This is a genomic window from Bradyrhizobium sp. USDA 4449 (genome assembly GCF_054056275.1).
Genome location: NZ_JBSRYD010000001.1, coordinates 2,799,179 through 2,814,067, shown reverse-complemented (window position 1 = coordinate 2,814,067; position 14,889 = coordinate 2,799,179). Strand labels below are relative to the sequence as shown.

General features: G+C 62.6%; 13 protein-coding genes. 5 read left to right on the top strand and 8 right to left on the bottom strand.

Features of this window, described 5'->3' with window-relative positions; all coding sequences use genetic code 11:
- The first annotated feature begins 26 nt into the window (after positions 1-26).
- From ACVIIW_RS13345 to ACVIIW_RS13335, 3 genes are all read left to right on the top strand, one after another.
- On the top strand, positions 27-623 hold the full coding sequence (locus tag ACVIIW_RS13345; protein WP_456701174.1) for a c-type cytochrome: 597 nt from the start codon (positions 27-29) through the stop codon (positions 621-623).
- Between the two features lie 373 nt (positions 624-996).
- Entirely contained in the window at positions 997-1,239 is a 243-nt protein-coding gene (locus tag ACVIIW_RS13340) for a phage integrase N-terminal SAM-like domain-containing protein (protein WP_456701173.1), read from the top strand.
- Between the two features lie 112 nt (positions 1,240-1,351).
- On the top strand, positions 1,352-1,651 hold the full coding sequence (locus tag ACVIIW_RS13335) for a hypothetical protein (RefSeq protein ID WP_456701172.1): 300 nt from the start codon (positions 1,352-1,354) through the stop codon (positions 1,649-1,651).
- A 993-nt stretch (positions 1,652-2,644) separates the two neighbouring features.
- On the opposite strand, the gene ACVIIW_RS13330 is transcribed toward ACVIIW_RS13335, so the two are convergent.
- From ACVIIW_RS13330 to ACVIIW_RS13300, 7 genes are all read right to left on the bottom strand, one after another.
- On the bottom strand, positions 2,645-2,833 hold the full coding sequence (locus ACVIIW_RS13330) for a hypothetical protein (protein ID WP_456701171.1): 189 nt from the start codon (positions 2,831-2,833) through the stop codon (positions 2,645-2,647).
- A 292-nt stretch (positions 2,834-3,125) separates the two neighbouring features.
- Positions 3,126-4,763: an ABC transporter ATP-binding protein gene (locus ACVIIW_RS13325; RefSeq protein WP_456701170.1), complete on the bottom strand. Its 1,638-nt coding sequence runs from the start codon at positions 4,761-4,763 to the stop codon at positions 3,126-3,128.
- A gap of 7 nt (positions 4,764-4,770) precedes the next feature.
- Positions 4,771-5,949: an ABC transporter permease gene (locus ACVIIW_RS13320; RefSeq protein ID WP_456701169.1), complete on the bottom strand. Its 1,179-nt coding sequence runs from the start codon at positions 5,947-5,949 to the stop codon at positions 4,771-4,773.
- Positions 5,949-7,058 carry a microcin C ABC transporter permease YejB gene (locus ACVIIW_RS13315; protein WP_456701168.1) on the bottom strand — a complete coding sequence of 370 codons (1,110 nt, stop codon included), beginning with the start codon at positions 7,056-7,058 and terminating at the stop codon, positions 5,949-5,951. The genes ACVIIW_RS13320 and ACVIIW_RS13315 overlap by 1 nt, the downstream gene beginning before the upstream one ends.
- 3 nt (positions 7,059-7,061) lie before the next feature.
- Positions 7,062-8,948, bottom strand: coding sequence for an extracellular solute-binding protein (locus ACVIIW_RS13310; RefSeq protein WP_456701167.1), 1,887 nt, complete (start codon positions 8,946-8,948; stop codon positions 7,062-7,064).
- A gap of 14 nt (positions 8,949-8,962) precedes the next feature.
- Complete coding sequence (locus tag ACVIIW_RS13305; RefSeq protein ID WP_456701166.1) at positions 8,963-10,864, bottom strand: ABC transporter substrate-binding protein; 1,902 nt, start codon at positions 10,862-10,864, stop codon at positions 8,963-8,965.
- Between the two features lie 211 nt (positions 10,865-11,075).
- Positions 11,076-11,630 carry a c-type cytochrome gene (locus ACVIIW_RS13300; protein WP_456701165.1) on the bottom strand — a complete coding sequence of 185 codons (555 nt, stop codon included), beginning with the start codon at positions 11,628-11,630 and terminating at the stop codon, positions 11,076-11,078.
- Positions 11,631-11,849: 219 nt separating this feature from the next.
- Here ACVIIW_RS13300 and ACVIIW_RS13295 point away from each other — a divergent pair, with 219 nt between their 5' ends.
- Positions 11,850-12,590: a 3-deoxy-manno-octulosonate cytidylyltransferase gene (locus tag ACVIIW_RS13295; RefSeq protein WP_456701164.1), complete on the top strand. Its 741-nt coding sequence runs from the start codon at positions 11,850-11,852 to the stop codon at positions 12,588-12,590.
- Between the two features lie 21 nt (positions 12,591-12,611).
- Positions 12,612-13,472: a prephenate dehydratase gene (locus tag ACVIIW_RS13290; protein ID WP_456701163.1), complete on the top strand. Its 861-nt coding sequence runs from the start codon at positions 12,612-12,614 to the stop codon at positions 13,470-13,472.
- Positions 13,473-13,509: 37 nt separating this feature from the next.
- Here the strand turns inward: ACVIIW_RS13290 and ACVIIW_RS13285 are convergent, their stop codons facing one another.
- Complete coding sequence (locus ACVIIW_RS13285; RefSeq protein ID WP_456701162.1) at positions 13,510-14,526, bottom strand: LLM class flavin-dependent oxidoreductase; 1,017 nt, start codon at positions 14,524-14,526, stop codon at positions 13,510-13,512.
- Between the last annotated feature and the right edge of the window lie 363 nt (positions 14,527-14,889).

Below are 14,889 nucleotides of genomic sequence, written 5' to 3'. Positions count from 1 at the left end.
ACCACATCGCGCAGGGACGAGAGGTCATGAAGCGCATCGGACTGAAGACAGCGCTGCTCGCAATGCTGGCCTGCATGGGGCCCGCAATGGCGTGGGACGGTGCCAGCTTCCGCAACTGCACCTGGTGTCATGGGACGTCGGCGCAGGGCTACACGGTGGCCCCCAGACTGGCTGGGCAACGTCCGGCCTATCTCGAAAGCCAGATGCGGAGCTTCCGCGAGCACACGCGGGATAATCCCCTCTCGAAGCAGTATATGTGGGGAGCCGTCGCAGCGCTGGATTCCCGCGATGCGCGCGATCTCGCGGCCTACTTCGCATCCATTCCGCCAAGGCCCGCCAATGACGGTGACCGCAATCTGATGGCGAGGGGAAAGGCCATCTACATGGATGGCATTCCCGAAGCCAACATCGCGTCCTGTTACGCCTGTCACGGCCCGAACGCCGAAGGCGTGCGGGAGATTCCCCGCCTCGGTGGCTTTGCCTATTTCTATGTCAAGGCGCGGCTCGAGCAGTGGGGCCAAGGATATCATTCGGGCACGGGCACGCCGATGCCGATTGTTGCGCGCGCACTCGGCCCGAACGAGATCGAGGCACTCGCGTCCTATCTCAGCTTCGTCAGATAGGTGTCGATTGAGACAACTAGTCGGGCCTATTGCAATTCACGGATGTCAGGATGCCCGCTCGGAGCAACTGAGTTTGTCGCCGATGACCGCTTTGGGTCGAAGGCTGCCCTCGGTAGCCAGCATGCCCTTGGTCGGATCATCTGTCGGAAGCGGACATCGGAGCGCTGTGGACGGAGGTCAGCGACGGGCCAATGCACAAAGTCGCTGCGCTCCAGCCCGCCGCGCGGGGGCAAGAGGCGAGAGAGCGTAGTCGGTTGAGAGGATCCCAATAGCCGTTGGAGAGCCCCGTCCTGAGAATCGAAGTGTCGTCAACCTCTCTCAGAATGGGACTCTCCATGAGCGAGACCAACACCGTCAGTCGCTGCGTCAGCGTATGATCGAAGACATGGCCGCGCGCAGCCTCAACCCGCACACGCAACGCAGTCACATCCAAAGCTGCAAGCGGTTTGCCGCCTGGCTCAAGCGGTCGCCCGATACGGCGACCACCGACGAGATGCGGCTATTTCAGCTGTACCTCATCGAGAGTGGTGCCAGCATCTGCAACCGCAATCGGATCATGACTGAAGCAGCGCCTCCATCGAGATGCGGCAGTGTCGCTGTCGCTTGCGAAGCTTGAACCAAACTCAATCTGGCAATACAAATCTTCATCGAGATTGCATTGAGGCTCGCTCCTCAAGGTCAGCTCGTACATGCCTCTTGGACATTTCACACAATGATGGAGGTAGCCAATGCCGATCGTTCAATTCACTCGCTTCAAGACCGAGAAGCCCGAGGACATGACCCGGGTCGTCAGGCAGGCGAAGAAAATCTTCGAGAAACACGGCGCGGAATTTCTTCGGCTGTCCCGCTTCCACACCGGCCCGTGGGCTGGAGAGTTGCTGGTGACGACGCGCTACGCCAATTGGGAAGTTTACGGTAAAGTGCAGGAGGCCGTGTCAAAGGACGCGGAGTTCGCGCAGGTGTATGCGGATGGACTGAAGATTGCGGAACTAACGGGCCGTAATATCGCTGTCAGCATCGATCTGTAGTCGGAGCGCCGCTCGGCGAACCACGTCAAACGATGAGGCCGCCGGACACATTGCCGGCGGCCTTCTTTCTGGTCCGATGAATTGCCCTGCATTACGCCGCGCCTCGCCAACCCAGACTCAGGGTCATTCGCGTCCGTCGGGACGCATGCCAGCCCCTTCCGGTCACCCTCGAAAACACGGGCCCGATTTCTTCCAGTTCGGCGATCCGGAGGATACGAAGGCCGCGCTTGCGCAAGCGGGCTTCTCCGATGTCGCTGCAACGACTGTGGCTCAAACGCTGCTGCTGAAAACTGCGACCGGATTGGTCAATTTGGCGTTTGCAGGGAGGAATAAGGATCCTCTTGGTTGCACAAGGTGGGCTCCGCTAACCGGACGCTTCTCGGCCTGCTGGAATGTCGGCATGGCTTTGGCCTGCCAACTCTGCCGGTTGCGGTCCTGCAGGTGCAGCGGCTGCGTCGCGCGCTGGGTGGCAAGGAGCTTCAGAGCATCAGAGGCATCGTGGCCATCGCGGTCCAGCTCCGCGATCAGAGCCTCTTGCCTCTTCACCGAGGACGACGTGTTGCCGGGCCATCGCGAGGTTGCAGCATGGTGCGGTCCATGGCCGCTCGTACCGCGCGGCGGAGCGGCCGGTGATCTACGTCACAGCAAACGCAAATCAGGCCCGGCAGTCGCACCCCTACGACCGCCGGGCCTGAGCGCCAGCCAATATGATTACGGCATCAAACGTCGTCAGTGTCGCTGCAGTGCGTGCGCGGCTCTGTCCACTTCCCGACGTTAGACGACCCGGAAGACTACGGTGTTCCTGTAGCGGAACGCTCGCATGCGCAGGATATCCGCATACCGCGCTCCCATGGTTTTGCAGGCCGGAGCGCTGTCGGCGTCTCAGCCACCGGCGCCCGAGAGCCTGGCCGGTGATGGCCGGGGAATGGTTGCACCACCCATGGGCAACAGGGAAGATAGAGACCCCTGGGCTAAACCCTGAGACACGCGGTCCTATTGAGCCCGGCGGAGTTGACGCTCCAGATCGATTGCTTGATCTGCGTTATACGCGCGTTTCAACAGCGCGGATCGTTCCTCGCCCGGAGGCGTCCGCACGGCCTGCTCGTGCAACTCCAGCGCGAATTGATGCAGGCGAGTTTCCAGCGAGTCTGTTTGCTTGAACCGTCTTCGCTTCTTTCCCATCCCATGCTCCATGTCATTCAGAGGGAACGGAAAAGTGTATCTGCGTCATCATGCCCCGACGCCCACATAGGTTAATTGCGCGTTGAACTATCGTATTACGATATCATCTCGGCCTGAAGCCGGATGAAGCGGATCTCCGCCATGGCTCGCCAGCGGCGGTCGGGCAAGCCGTAGCCCCGGTCAAACTATGTTTTCCTGTCGAAGCCGTTGGACGACATGCGTCATGCCGGTAGCCCGCCGCGCATCGCCGGGAGCAAATCGACCTTTCCCTTCGGGAGAGGTGAAGGAAGAACTACGTCGCCACCTCGCCGCCGCCTGACGTCTCCAGCCGGAACGCCGCCGCGAACAGCGCGCGGGTGTAATCCGTCTTCGGATTCCTGAACAGCTCGGCGGCCTGGCCTTCCTCGACCACCTTGCCGCCGCGCATCACGATGAGATGGCTGGCAAGCGAGGCGACGACGCGCAGATCGTGCGAGATGAACATGTAGGTGAGATCGCGCCTGCGCTGCAGCTCGCGCAAGAGATCGACCATCTGCGCCTGGATCAGCATGTCGAGCGCGCTGGTCGGCTCGTCGAGCACGATGAAGTCAGGCTCCAGAACCACCGCGCGCGCGATCGAGATGCGCTGGCGCTGGCCGCCGGAAAATTCGTGCGGATAGCGATAGCGCGTGTCCGGCTGCAGGCCGACGTCCTCGAGCGCCTTGACGACGCGCGCCTCGCGCTCCTCGCGCGACAGCTTCGGCTGATGCACGGAGAGGCCTTCGGCGATGATGTCGGCGATCGACATGCGCGGGCTGAGCGAGCCGAACGGATCCTGGAACACGATCTGCATGTCGCGCCGGAAGGGGCGCATCTCCTTGAAGCGCAAGCCCTGGATGTCCTTGCCGAGGAAGACGATGCGTCCGTTCGAGGAGATCAGTCGCAGCAAGGCGAGACCCAGGGTGGTCTTGCCCGAGCCCGACTCGCCGACGACGCCGAGCGTCTCGCCCTTGCGCACGGCGACGCTGACGCCGTCGACCGCCTTGATGTGGCCGACCGTCTTGCGCATCAAGCCGCGCTTGATCGGAAACCACACCTTGAGATCATCCGCCGACATCACCACCGGCGCATTGGGCTGCGGCGGCGCCGGATCAGGCTTCGGCTCCGCCGCGAGCAGGTCGCGCGTATAGGGATGTTTCGGCGTCTTGAAAACCTGCTCCACCGGCCCCTGCTCGACGATCACGCCGCCCTTCATCACACAGACGGTATCGGCGATGCGGCGCACGATGCCGAGATCGTGGGTGATGAAGAGCAGGCTCATGCCGAGACGCGAACGGATCTCGGCGAGCAGCGACAGGATCTGCGCCTGCACGGTGACGTCGAGCGCGGTGGTCGGCTCGTCCGCAATCAAGAGATCCGGCTCGTTGGCGAGCGCCATCGCAATCATGACGCGCTGGCGCTGGCCGCCGGAGAGCTGGTGCGGATAGCTCTTGAGCCGCGTCTCGGGCTCGGGGATTCCGACCTGCGTCAGCAACTCCAGCGTCCGCTTGCGTGCCTCGGCATTGCTGACCGGATTGTGCAGCTGGATGATCTCGCCGATCTGCGCCTCGATCGTGTGCAGCGGATTGAGCGAGGTCATCGGCTCCTGGAAGATGATGGAGATGTCGCTGCCGCGGATCTCCCGCATCTGCCGCTCGGACCGGTCGATCAGCTCCTGTCCCTTGAAGCGGATGCTGCCCGAGGGATGCGAGGCGCTGGGATACGGCAGCAGCTTGAGGATCGACAGCGCGCTGACCGACTTGCCGGAGCCGGATTCGCCGACCAGCGCGACGCATTCGCCGCGCTTGATCTGGAACGAGATCCTGTCGACGGCGAGCGTGGTGGCGCCGCCCTGGTGGAAAGCCACCGAGAGGTCGCGTACGGCAAGCAGGGGCTGGTTGATCGCGTCCATCACGCCCTCACTTGAACGTCTTGCGCGGATCGAAGGCGTCGCGCACGGCCTCGCCGGTGAAGAGCAGGAGCGACAGCATGCTCGCAACCGAGAAGAAGCCGGCGAAGCCGAGCCACGGCGCCTGCACGTTCGCCTTCGCCTGCGACAACAATTCGCCGAGCGATGGCGAGCCGGGCGGCAGGCCGAAACCCAGGAAATCGAGAGCCGTCAGCGTCATCACCGAGGATGAGACGATGAACGGCAGGAACGTCATGGTCGCGACCATGGCGTTCGGCAACAGGTGCCGGAACATGATGACCTTATCCGACACACCCAGTGCGCGCGCCGCCTGGATATATTCGAAATTGCGTCCGCGCAGAAATTCCGCGCGCACCAGGCCGACCAGCGACACCCAGTGAAACAACACCATGATGCCGAGCAGGATGAAGAAGCCCGGCGGAAGCACGGCCGCGACGATCAGCAGCAGATAGAGATAGGGTATCGCGTTCCATATCTCGATGAAGCGCTGGAACAACAGATCCGTCCAGCCGCCGAAATAGCCCTGCACGCCCCCGGCGATGATGCCGATGACCGACGAGCAGATCGTCAACGCCAGTCCGAACAGCACCGAGATGCGGAAACCGTAGATCATCCGCGCCACGACGTCGCGGCCCTGATCGTCGGTGCCGAGCCAGTTGTATTCGAGGTCGCGGCAGCTCTTCAGGCCCTTCTTCTCCAGCACCGGCTTGCACTGGGCTTCCGTCAACAGCCAGGTCGGCGGCGATGGCGCCGGCGTCGGCAGATCGAGATTGTGGGTGTCGTAGGAGTAGCGGATCAGCGGCCAGACGATGGTGCCGCCCTTGTCCTTGATCAGCTTCTGCAGGTAGGGGTCGCGATAGTCGGCCGCGGTCTCGAAATCGCCGCCGAACGTCGTTTCCGAATAGGTGACGAAGGCGGGCCAGTAGAGATGGCCGTCATATTTGATCAGGAAGGGACGGTCGTTGGCGATCAGCTCGGCGAACAGCGAGACCACGAACATGACCATGAAGATCCAGAAGGACCAGTAGCCGCGGCGGTTAGCCTTGAAGTTCTGCCAGCGCCGCTTGTTGAGCGGCGACGGTGCGAACGACTTGCGCGTGATCGGCACGGCTTCGCCGAACGGCGACCTCGTGGTGGTCTCGACCGGGGTGGGCGCGGTGACTGCCATCAGACCTCCCGCGCCTCGAAATCGATCCGTGGATCGATCCACATATAGGTCAGGTCGGAGATCAGACCGACCACGAGACCAATGAGCGAAAAGATGTAGAGAGTGCCGAACACGACGGGATAGTCGCGGTTGAGAACGCTCTCGAAACCGAGCAGCCCGATCCCATCGAGCGAGAAGATGGTCTCGATCAGCAGCGAGCCCGAGAAGAAGGCGCTGATGAAGGCCCCGGGGAAGCCCGCGATCACGATCAGCATCGCATTGCGGAAGATGTGGCCGTAGAGCACCTGGCGCTCGCTGCAGCCCTTCGCCCGTGCCGTCATGACATATTGCTTGCGGATCTCGTCCAGGAACGAGTTCTTGGTGAGAAATGTCATGGTCGCAAAGGCGCCGAGTCCCATCGCGATGATCGGCAGCGTCAGATGCCAGAAATAGTCGATGATCTTCCAGTACCAGGGAAACTGCGACCAGCCGTCGGATGTCAACCCGCGCAGCGGGAACCAATTGAAGAATGAGCCGCCGGCGAACAGGATGATCAGAAGGATCGCAAACAGGAAGCCTGGAATCGCGTAACCGAGCACGATCACGCTCGATGTCCACGTGTCGAAGCGCGTGCCATCCTTCACCGCCTTGCGGATGCCGAGGGGAATCGAGATCAGGTAGGTCAGCAGCGTGAGCCACAGGCCCAGCGAGATCGAGACCGGCAGCTTCTCCTTGATGAGCTGGATGACGCTGACGTCGCGGAAATAGCTCTTGCCGAAATCGAAGCGCGCGTAGTTCCAGACCATCAACGCGAACCGCTCCGGCGCCGGCTTGTCGAAGCCGAACTGCTTTTCCAGCTTCTTGATGAAATCGGGGTCGAGGCCCTGCGCGCCGCGGTATTTCGAATTGATGGCATCACTGCCAGCTCCGCCCTGGCCCGGCGCACGCTGCGCGAAGTCGCCGCCGCCGGAGATCCGCGAGGTGCCGCCGGTATCGGCGCCCGACAACTGCGCGATCACGCGCTCCACCGGACCGCCCGGCGCGAATTGCACGACCACGAACGAAATGAAGAGGATCCCGAGCAGCGTCGGAATCATCAGGAGGAGGCGGCGTGCGATATAGGCGCTCATGAGCTACTTCGCCTGATCGAGCTTGGCGGCCTTGGCGGCATCGTACCACCACAGCGTCCGCTCCCCTACGCCGCTCGTATAGTCGGTGAGCGCGTAACGCGGCAGGTTCGCGGGATGGTCGAACTCGTCCCAATACGCCAGCCGGTGGCTGGTATTGTACCATTGCGGCACCCAGTAGCGGCCGGCGCGGAAGACGCGATCGATCGCGCGGCAGGCAACCGTCAGATCCCGGCGCGTCTCGGCGGCCATCGCCTTCTCGACCAGCGCGTCGAGCGCGGGGCTGGATACGCCGGCCAGATTGTAGGAGCCCTTGGTCATCGCCGCTTGCGAGGTGAAGTAGGTTCGCAAGCTGTCGCCGGGCGTGGCCGACATGGTGATGCGGTTGATGGCTACGTCGAAATCGAAGGATTCGACGCGGGCGCGGTACTGGACGGCATCGACCAGGCGCAGATTTGCGTCGATGCCAAGGATGTTCAGGTTCTTGAGGAATGAGGCGTGGTGCGGTTGGAACGAGGCCTCGTCTGTCAGGAACTCGATGGCGAAGACTTCGCCGCTCGGCAACAGCCGCTTGCCCTCCTTGACCGGAAGCTGCGCCTCCTGGAGCAATTGCTGCGCCTTGCGCAGCAGCGCGCGGTCCTGCCCCGAACCGTCCGACACCGGCGGCACGAAGGGCTCACCGAAGACTTCGTCGGGCACCTGGCCGCGGAACGGCTCGAGCAGCTTCAGCTCCTCCGGCGAGGGCATCCCTTCGGCGACGAGATCGGAATTCTGGAACGGCGAGCGGGCGCGCGCGTAGGCGCCGTACATGATGGTCTTGTTGGTCCACTCGAAGTCGAACGCGTAGTTCAATGCTTCGCGTACCTTGGGGTTCTTGAACTTGTCCCGCCGCGTGTTCAGGAACCAGCCTTGTCCGCCCGAAGGCGTCTGATCGGGCACCTCCTCTCGCTTGACCCGTCCCTCCCTGATCGCGGGAAAGTCGTAGCGCGTCGCCCAGATGCGCGAGGTGAACTCCTCGCGATAGAGATAGTTCTTGCCGGTGAAGCCTTCGAACGCGACGTCGCGGTCGCGGTAGAATTCGTAGCGGACCACGTCGAAATTATTGCTGCCGCGACAGACCGGCAGGTCCGCGCCCCACCAATGCCTGACGCGCTCGAACTCGATGAAGCGGTTGATCTCGAACCTGCCGACCTTGTAGGCCCCCGAGCCCAGCGGCGCGTCGGTCGTGGTCTCGTCGAACGTCCGGTTCGCGTAATAGGCCTTGGAGAAGATCGGAAGGCTCGCCACATAAAGCGGCACGTCGCGCGCGCGCTTCGCGGCGAAGGTCACGATCACGGCGGCGTCGTCGATGGCCTCAGCGCCCTTGACGTCGCGCATCTGGATCTGGATCAGCGGATGGCCCTTGTCCTTCAGGACGTTGATCGAGAACGCGACGTCGTGCGCGGTCAGCTTGGTGCCGTCGTGAAACGTCGCCTCGGGCCGCATCGTGAAGCGATAGGCGAGCTTGTCCGGAGAGATCTGCACCGACTTTGCGGCAAAGCCGTACATGGCGTCGGGCTCGTCGCCGGCATGCGCCATCAGCGTGGCGAAGGTCAGGTCCATGCCTTGTGCACCCTCGCCCTTGAGGATGAAGGCGTTGAGCGAGTTGAAGGTGAAGAAGGACTGGTTGTAGCCCCTCGTCGACGGAATCAGCGAGAACGTGCCGCCCTTCGGGGCGTCGACATTGACATAGTCGAAATGGTGGAAATCGGCGGGATATTTCAGATCGCCGAACGCCGACATGCCGTGGGCCTCGCTGGGCCCCTCCGATGCCGCCGCGCTGCGCAATGCGGCAGCGCTGACCATGCCGCCGGCACCGAGGACCAGCACATGCCGGCGTGAAAGCTGCGCCATGCGAGAAATGTCCTTCACGACTTCTTCGCGATCCGTGCCGCCTTGTCTGCGTCGTACCACCAGATGAAGGGGAAGGTCGACTGGCCGTATTTCGGCATTTCGGCCGGCCTGCCGAAGCGATCCCATCGCGCCGTGCGCAGTTTTGGATAATTCCATTGCGGCACCACATAATGGTTCCACAGAAGCACGCGGTCCAGCGCCTTGGTCGCGGCCACGAGCTCCGCTCGATCCTTCGCGAAGATGACCCGGTCGATCAGCTTGTCAATCGCCGGATTCTTGATACCGACGACGTTGCGCGAACCGCTCATGTCCGCAGCTTTCGAGCCCCAGGATTCGCGCTGCTCGTTGCCCGGGGACAAGGACTCTCCCCAGGAGGCAACGACGATGTCGAAATCCCATTCGCGCAGCCGGTTTTCATATTGCGTCGGATCGATCGTTCGGACGCTGACTGCAATGCCGAGCCTCTCCAGGGAGGGCTTGTAGAACAACATGACCCTTTCGAAGGCCGGGTCCTGAGCCAGCAATTCGAGAGAGAGCTGGGTACCTGTCTTGACTTCGATCAGCTTACGATCGCGCACCTCATAGCCGGCTTCCTTCAGCAGGCGCAGCGCCTCTCTCAGATTTTCGCGTACGGCTTCCGGACTACCGCCGACAGGGTTTGTGTAGGGCGTCGTAAACACCTCGGGCGGAATCTCAGCACGGAGGCCCTCCAGAATCTCGAGCTCTTTTCCTTCCGGCACGCCGGTCGCCATCAGATCTTCGATTCCGTCGAAATAGCTGCCGATGCGCTTGTACTGACCAAAGAAGATCTGCTTGTTCATCTCCTCGAAGTCGAACGCATAGTTGAGGGCCCGGCGCACCCTCGCATCCGCGAACTTGGCGCGACGCAAGTTCGGGGCAAAGGCCTGCATCACGCCCGAGCTGCGATTTGGAAACTCCTCCAGAACAACGCGTTTCTCGGCAACAGCCGGGAAATCGTAGGCCGTCGCCCAGTTCTTCGCGCTGTTTTCGGCGCGCCAGTCAACCTGATCGGCCTTGAAAGCCTCGATCGCGACGGTGGCATCCCTGAAATATTCGTACCGCAGCTCGTCGAAATTATTTCGCCCGATGTTAACGTTGACCTCGCTCCCCCAGTAATCCTTGACTCGTTCCAGCACGATGCTGCGGCCGGCGACATAATCCTTGATTCGATATGGCCCCCCGCCGAGCGGAATTTCGAGCGTGGTCACCGTTACGTCGCGTTTCTTGCCCTGGGCATCCGTCCCCTCCCACCAGTGCTTGGGCAGAACCACGAGTTGACCGACGATTTGCGGAAGCTCTCGGTTTCCCGGCGCATCGAACGTAAACTTGACATCGCGGTCGCCGACCTTCTCGGCGCCGACCACATGTCGATAGTACGCCGCATAAAACGGATGATTCTTCTTCAGCACGTCCAGTGAGTAGATCACATCCTCGGCGGTGACCGGCTTTCCGTCGTGCCATTTGGCCTGTGCGCGCAGACGATAGATCACAAAGGAGGAATCGTCGGGACGGCTGACCGCTTCGGCCAGCAAGCCGTATTCCGTCGAAACCTCATCCAGAGCGGCGGTCGTCAGGGTGTCGTAAATCAAGGGGACCGGCGCGGCGAGATTGCCCTTCACGCCGGAAACAACATAGTTGAAATTATCGAACGTCCCGATCGCGATCTGCCGTACCGCGCCGCCCTTGGGCGCATCAGGATTGACGTAGTCGAACCGTTTGAAGTCGGCCGGGTACTTGACGTCGCCGAACAGCGACAGCGCATGCCGCCAAGGCAGCTCACCGCCCGATTGCGCCGCCGCCGTGCGGACGATGGGAACACCGGCTGCAGAGCCGAGGGCGGGAAGCGCGGCTACGGCCGCGCCGGTGAGCAGGAGATCGCGTCGGGTAATGGCCAAATCAACATCCCTGTCTTGAAGGAGGCTACTCCTTTAAGTTCCCAATATAGGCGAGGTTTCGACGGAATATGTTGCTTTTTCCTCATCTTGGCGGGCCAGGCGGCCAGTCCGCTGCGGCCAAACGCCCCGGTAACGACAGTGCGAGGCTCCAGACAAGGAAACGGCCAGGCTTGGGGGCCTGGCCGCACAGTCCAAGGTCGGTCCGACAGGCTTATTTCGCCGCGGTGGGCAGCGGCTTCGGGCTGTCCGACAGGCTGTTGAGATAGGCGATGACGTCGGCGCGCTCCGAGTCCTTCGGGATGCCGGCGAAGCCCATCGCGGTGCCGGGAATGAAGCCCTTCGGATTCGCGATGAACTTGTTGAGATCGTCGATCGTCCAGGTGCCACCCTTGGCCTTCATGGCGGCTGAGAAATTGAATCCGCCGCGGTCCTCGCCGCGATTGTCGCCGACGATGCCGTAGAGGTTCGGACCGACACGGTTCGGGCCGCCCTTCTCGAAGGTGTGGCAGGCGCCGCACTTCTTCGCGGCAGCCGCGCCCTTCTCGACGGAGGCGGTCTGGAGCAGCTTCTCGATCGGCTCGGACGGGGCTGCGGCCGCGGGAGCGCCGCCCTTGTCACCAGCTTCTTCCTTCACGGCGATCTCGAAGCCCGGCTTCTCCGGCATCTTGGGCGAGAACAGCGCGTTCGCGGTGAAGCTCGTCACCAGCAGAACGAGACAGGTACCGAGCACGGCACCAAGAATCTTGTTGAGTTCGAAAGAGTCCATTTCCGGCCAGGCCCCACACCGCAAGAAGGAACAAGCGGCCGGGCGGCCGCCAGGACGAGCCTCGGGAGAATCACACGTTCCTTATTGTTTCCCCGAGTTTTGCCATTCAGATATCGGTTTGCCCGGGGTCTGGCAACCCGTATAAGCGATGCGGCTTTCAGCCGATCCCCACCCCATTTCCCGGTGCGGAAATCGCCCCGTTTCCAGGCTCTTGAACCGATGACCAATCCCCGCATTCTGGTGCTGATCCCGGCCCGCATGGCGTCGACCCGCCTGCCTGGCAAGCCGCTGAAGGACATCGTGGGCCTGCCGATGATCATCCATGTGCTGCGCCGGGCGCAGGAAGCGGCAGTCGGTCGGGTCGCGGTCGCGACCGATACGCAGGAGATCGCCGACGCCGTCACAGCGGATGGCGGCGTGGCGGTCATGACCAGCCCCAACCATCTCAACGGCTCGGCCCGCATCCACGAGGCCATGCAGAAGCTCGATCCGGGCGGACAGGCCGAGATCGTGATCAATCTCCAGGGCGACTTCCCGACGATCACGACCGACAATATCCGCGACGTGCTGCCGCCGCTGGAGGACCCGGCCGTCGACATCGCCACGCTGGCATCGCAGATCCACACCGAGGAGGAGGACCTCGCCCCGAGCGTCGTGAAGGCGATCGGAACTTCGCTCGGCGGCCGGCGCATGCGCGCACTTTATTTCACCCGCGCCACCGCGCCGGCCGGCAACGGACCGCGCTACCATCATATCGGCCTCTACGCCTATCGCCGCGCGGCGCTGGAGCGCTATGTCTCGTTGCCGCCCTCTCCACTGGAGTTGCAGGAAAGTCTGGAGCAACTGAGGGCCCTCGAGGCCGGCATGCGGATCGACTTCACCATCGTCGACACCGTGCCCCGCGGGGTCGACACGCCGGCGGACCTGGAGACCGCCCGCAGAATCCTTTCCAAATCCTGAGCCGCTGCTACAAGGCCCGCCATGAGCAAGATGAAGATCGCATTCCAGGGCGAACCTGGCGCCAATTCCCACATCGCCATCGTCGAAGCCTATCCCGACGCGGAGCCGATGCCCTGCGCCACCTTCGAGGACGCGCTGTCGGCGATCTCCTCGGGCGAGGCCGATCTCGGCATGATCCCGATCGAAAATTCGGTCGCGGGCCGCGTCGCGGACATCCACCATCTGCTGCCGGCCTCCGGCCTCTTCATCATCGGTGAATGGTTCTTGCCGGTCCGCCATCAGCTGATGGCGGTCAAGGGCACCAATATTTCCGACATCAAGAGTGTCGAGAGCCATGTGCATGCGCTCGGCCAGTGCCGGCGCGTCATTCGGAAGCTCGGCATCAAGCCCATCGTGCATGCGGATACGGCCGGTAGCGCCCGTGACATTTCCGAGCGCAAGGACAAGACTGTCGCTGCGATCGCCTCGCGCCTCGCCGCGAAGATTTACGGCCTCGACATTCTCGCCGAGGACATCGAGGACGAGGCCCACAACACCACCCGCTTCGTCGTGCTGGCGCGCGAGCCGAAATGGGCCACGCAGGGTTCGGGCCCGCTGGTCACCACATTCGTCTTCCGGGTGCGCAACTTGCCGGCCGCGCTCTACAAGGCGCTCGGCGGCTTTGCCACCAATGGCGTGAACATGACCAAGCTCGAAAGCTACATGGTCGACGGGAATTTCTTCGCCACGCAGTTTTACGCCGATGTCGACGGCCACCCTGAAGACAAGGGTCTCGCGTTTGCGATCGAGGAGCTGAAATTCTTCTCGCGCGAATTCCGCATCGTCGGCGTCTATCCGGGCCACCCGTTCCGCGCGACCTTCAGCGAGACGCTGCAGGATTGATCTGCCACCCTCCCTGGAGGGGGAGGGTAACAGCGGCTCATGCTGCCTGCTTCGTCAGCCCGAACGCCTGCGCCAACAGCGAATACGACCTCTTGCGCGCCTCGTGGTCGTACACGGCGGTGATCACCATCAATTCGTCCGGCTTGCTCGCATCCATCAGCGGCCGAAGCTTCTTCTGCACCGTCGCGGGGCTGCCGACGAACAGGCGCGAGCGGTTACGCGCAATCGAGACGCGCTCGGAATCCGTATAAGGATAGGCCAGCGCCTCCTCGACGCTCGGCAGTGGCAGATATTGTCCACGGTCGCGGCGCAGACGATTGAGATCGAACGATGCCGCGAGCTTCTCCGCCTCCTCGTCGGTATCGGCGACAATGACGGCAACGGCGAGGATCGCATGCGGTGTCGCGCGCCAGGCCGAGGGCTGGAAGCGGTTACGATAATGCACCATCGCGTCGATGGCATCGTGGGATGCAAAATGGTGCGCGAAGGCGAAGCCCATGCCGACCTGGGCTGCAAGCTCAGAGGAATAATCGCTGGAGCCGAGCAGCCAGATCGGCGGCAGCGGGGTGTCGTCAGGCATCGCGACGACGTTGTGATAGGGATGGCCTGCGGGGAATTCGCGCGTCTCCCACAGGATCAATTCGTGCAGCCGCTCCAGAAAATCATCGCCCTCGCGCCGGTCGAGCCGGCTGCGCAGTGCATAGGCCGTGGCCCCATCCGTGCCTGGCGCGCGGCCCAGGCCAAGATCAATACGGCCGGGAAACAAGGCCTCCAGCATCTTGAATCGCTCCGCCACCACCAGCGGCGCGTGGTTGGGCAGCATCACGCCGCCGGAGCCAACGCGGATGTGCTTCGTCACCGCCGCGATCTGCCCAATCATCACGTCGGGCGCGGGGCTCGCGACTGAAGCGAGGTTGTGGTGCTCGGCAAGCCAATAGCGAACATAGCCGAGCCCATCGACATGGCGCGCCAGGTCAATGCTGTTGCGCAGCGCCGCAGCGGGCTTCGTGGCCGTGGTGACGACCGAGAGGTCGAGGACTGAGAGCGGGATCATCGCGCGCTAACGTAGCGGAGGGCGGCGCGGCGACAATGGGTGCATAGCGCAGATCTGGCGTGTGCGGCCGGGAGGCGGACGCCCGGAACTGCCGTTCGTTGGGCCAAGCACTAGGCTTGCAACACAGAATTCATCATGCCCACCGCCAAACCTGGCTGCAAAAAATCACCCTTCTCATATCTAAACGACTGATATTAATGCGATAAATAGAACTTCTCATTATCCCACTCACACCGTCAGAAACGCCAATTTCAGGGATACATTCGCAGGAAGTGGGCAATTTCCCATATGCGATGGGCTGTTGAGCCCAGCCGCATTGCTCTATGTTACCCCTCCCAAGCTTGACCCGGCCGCCAGATACCT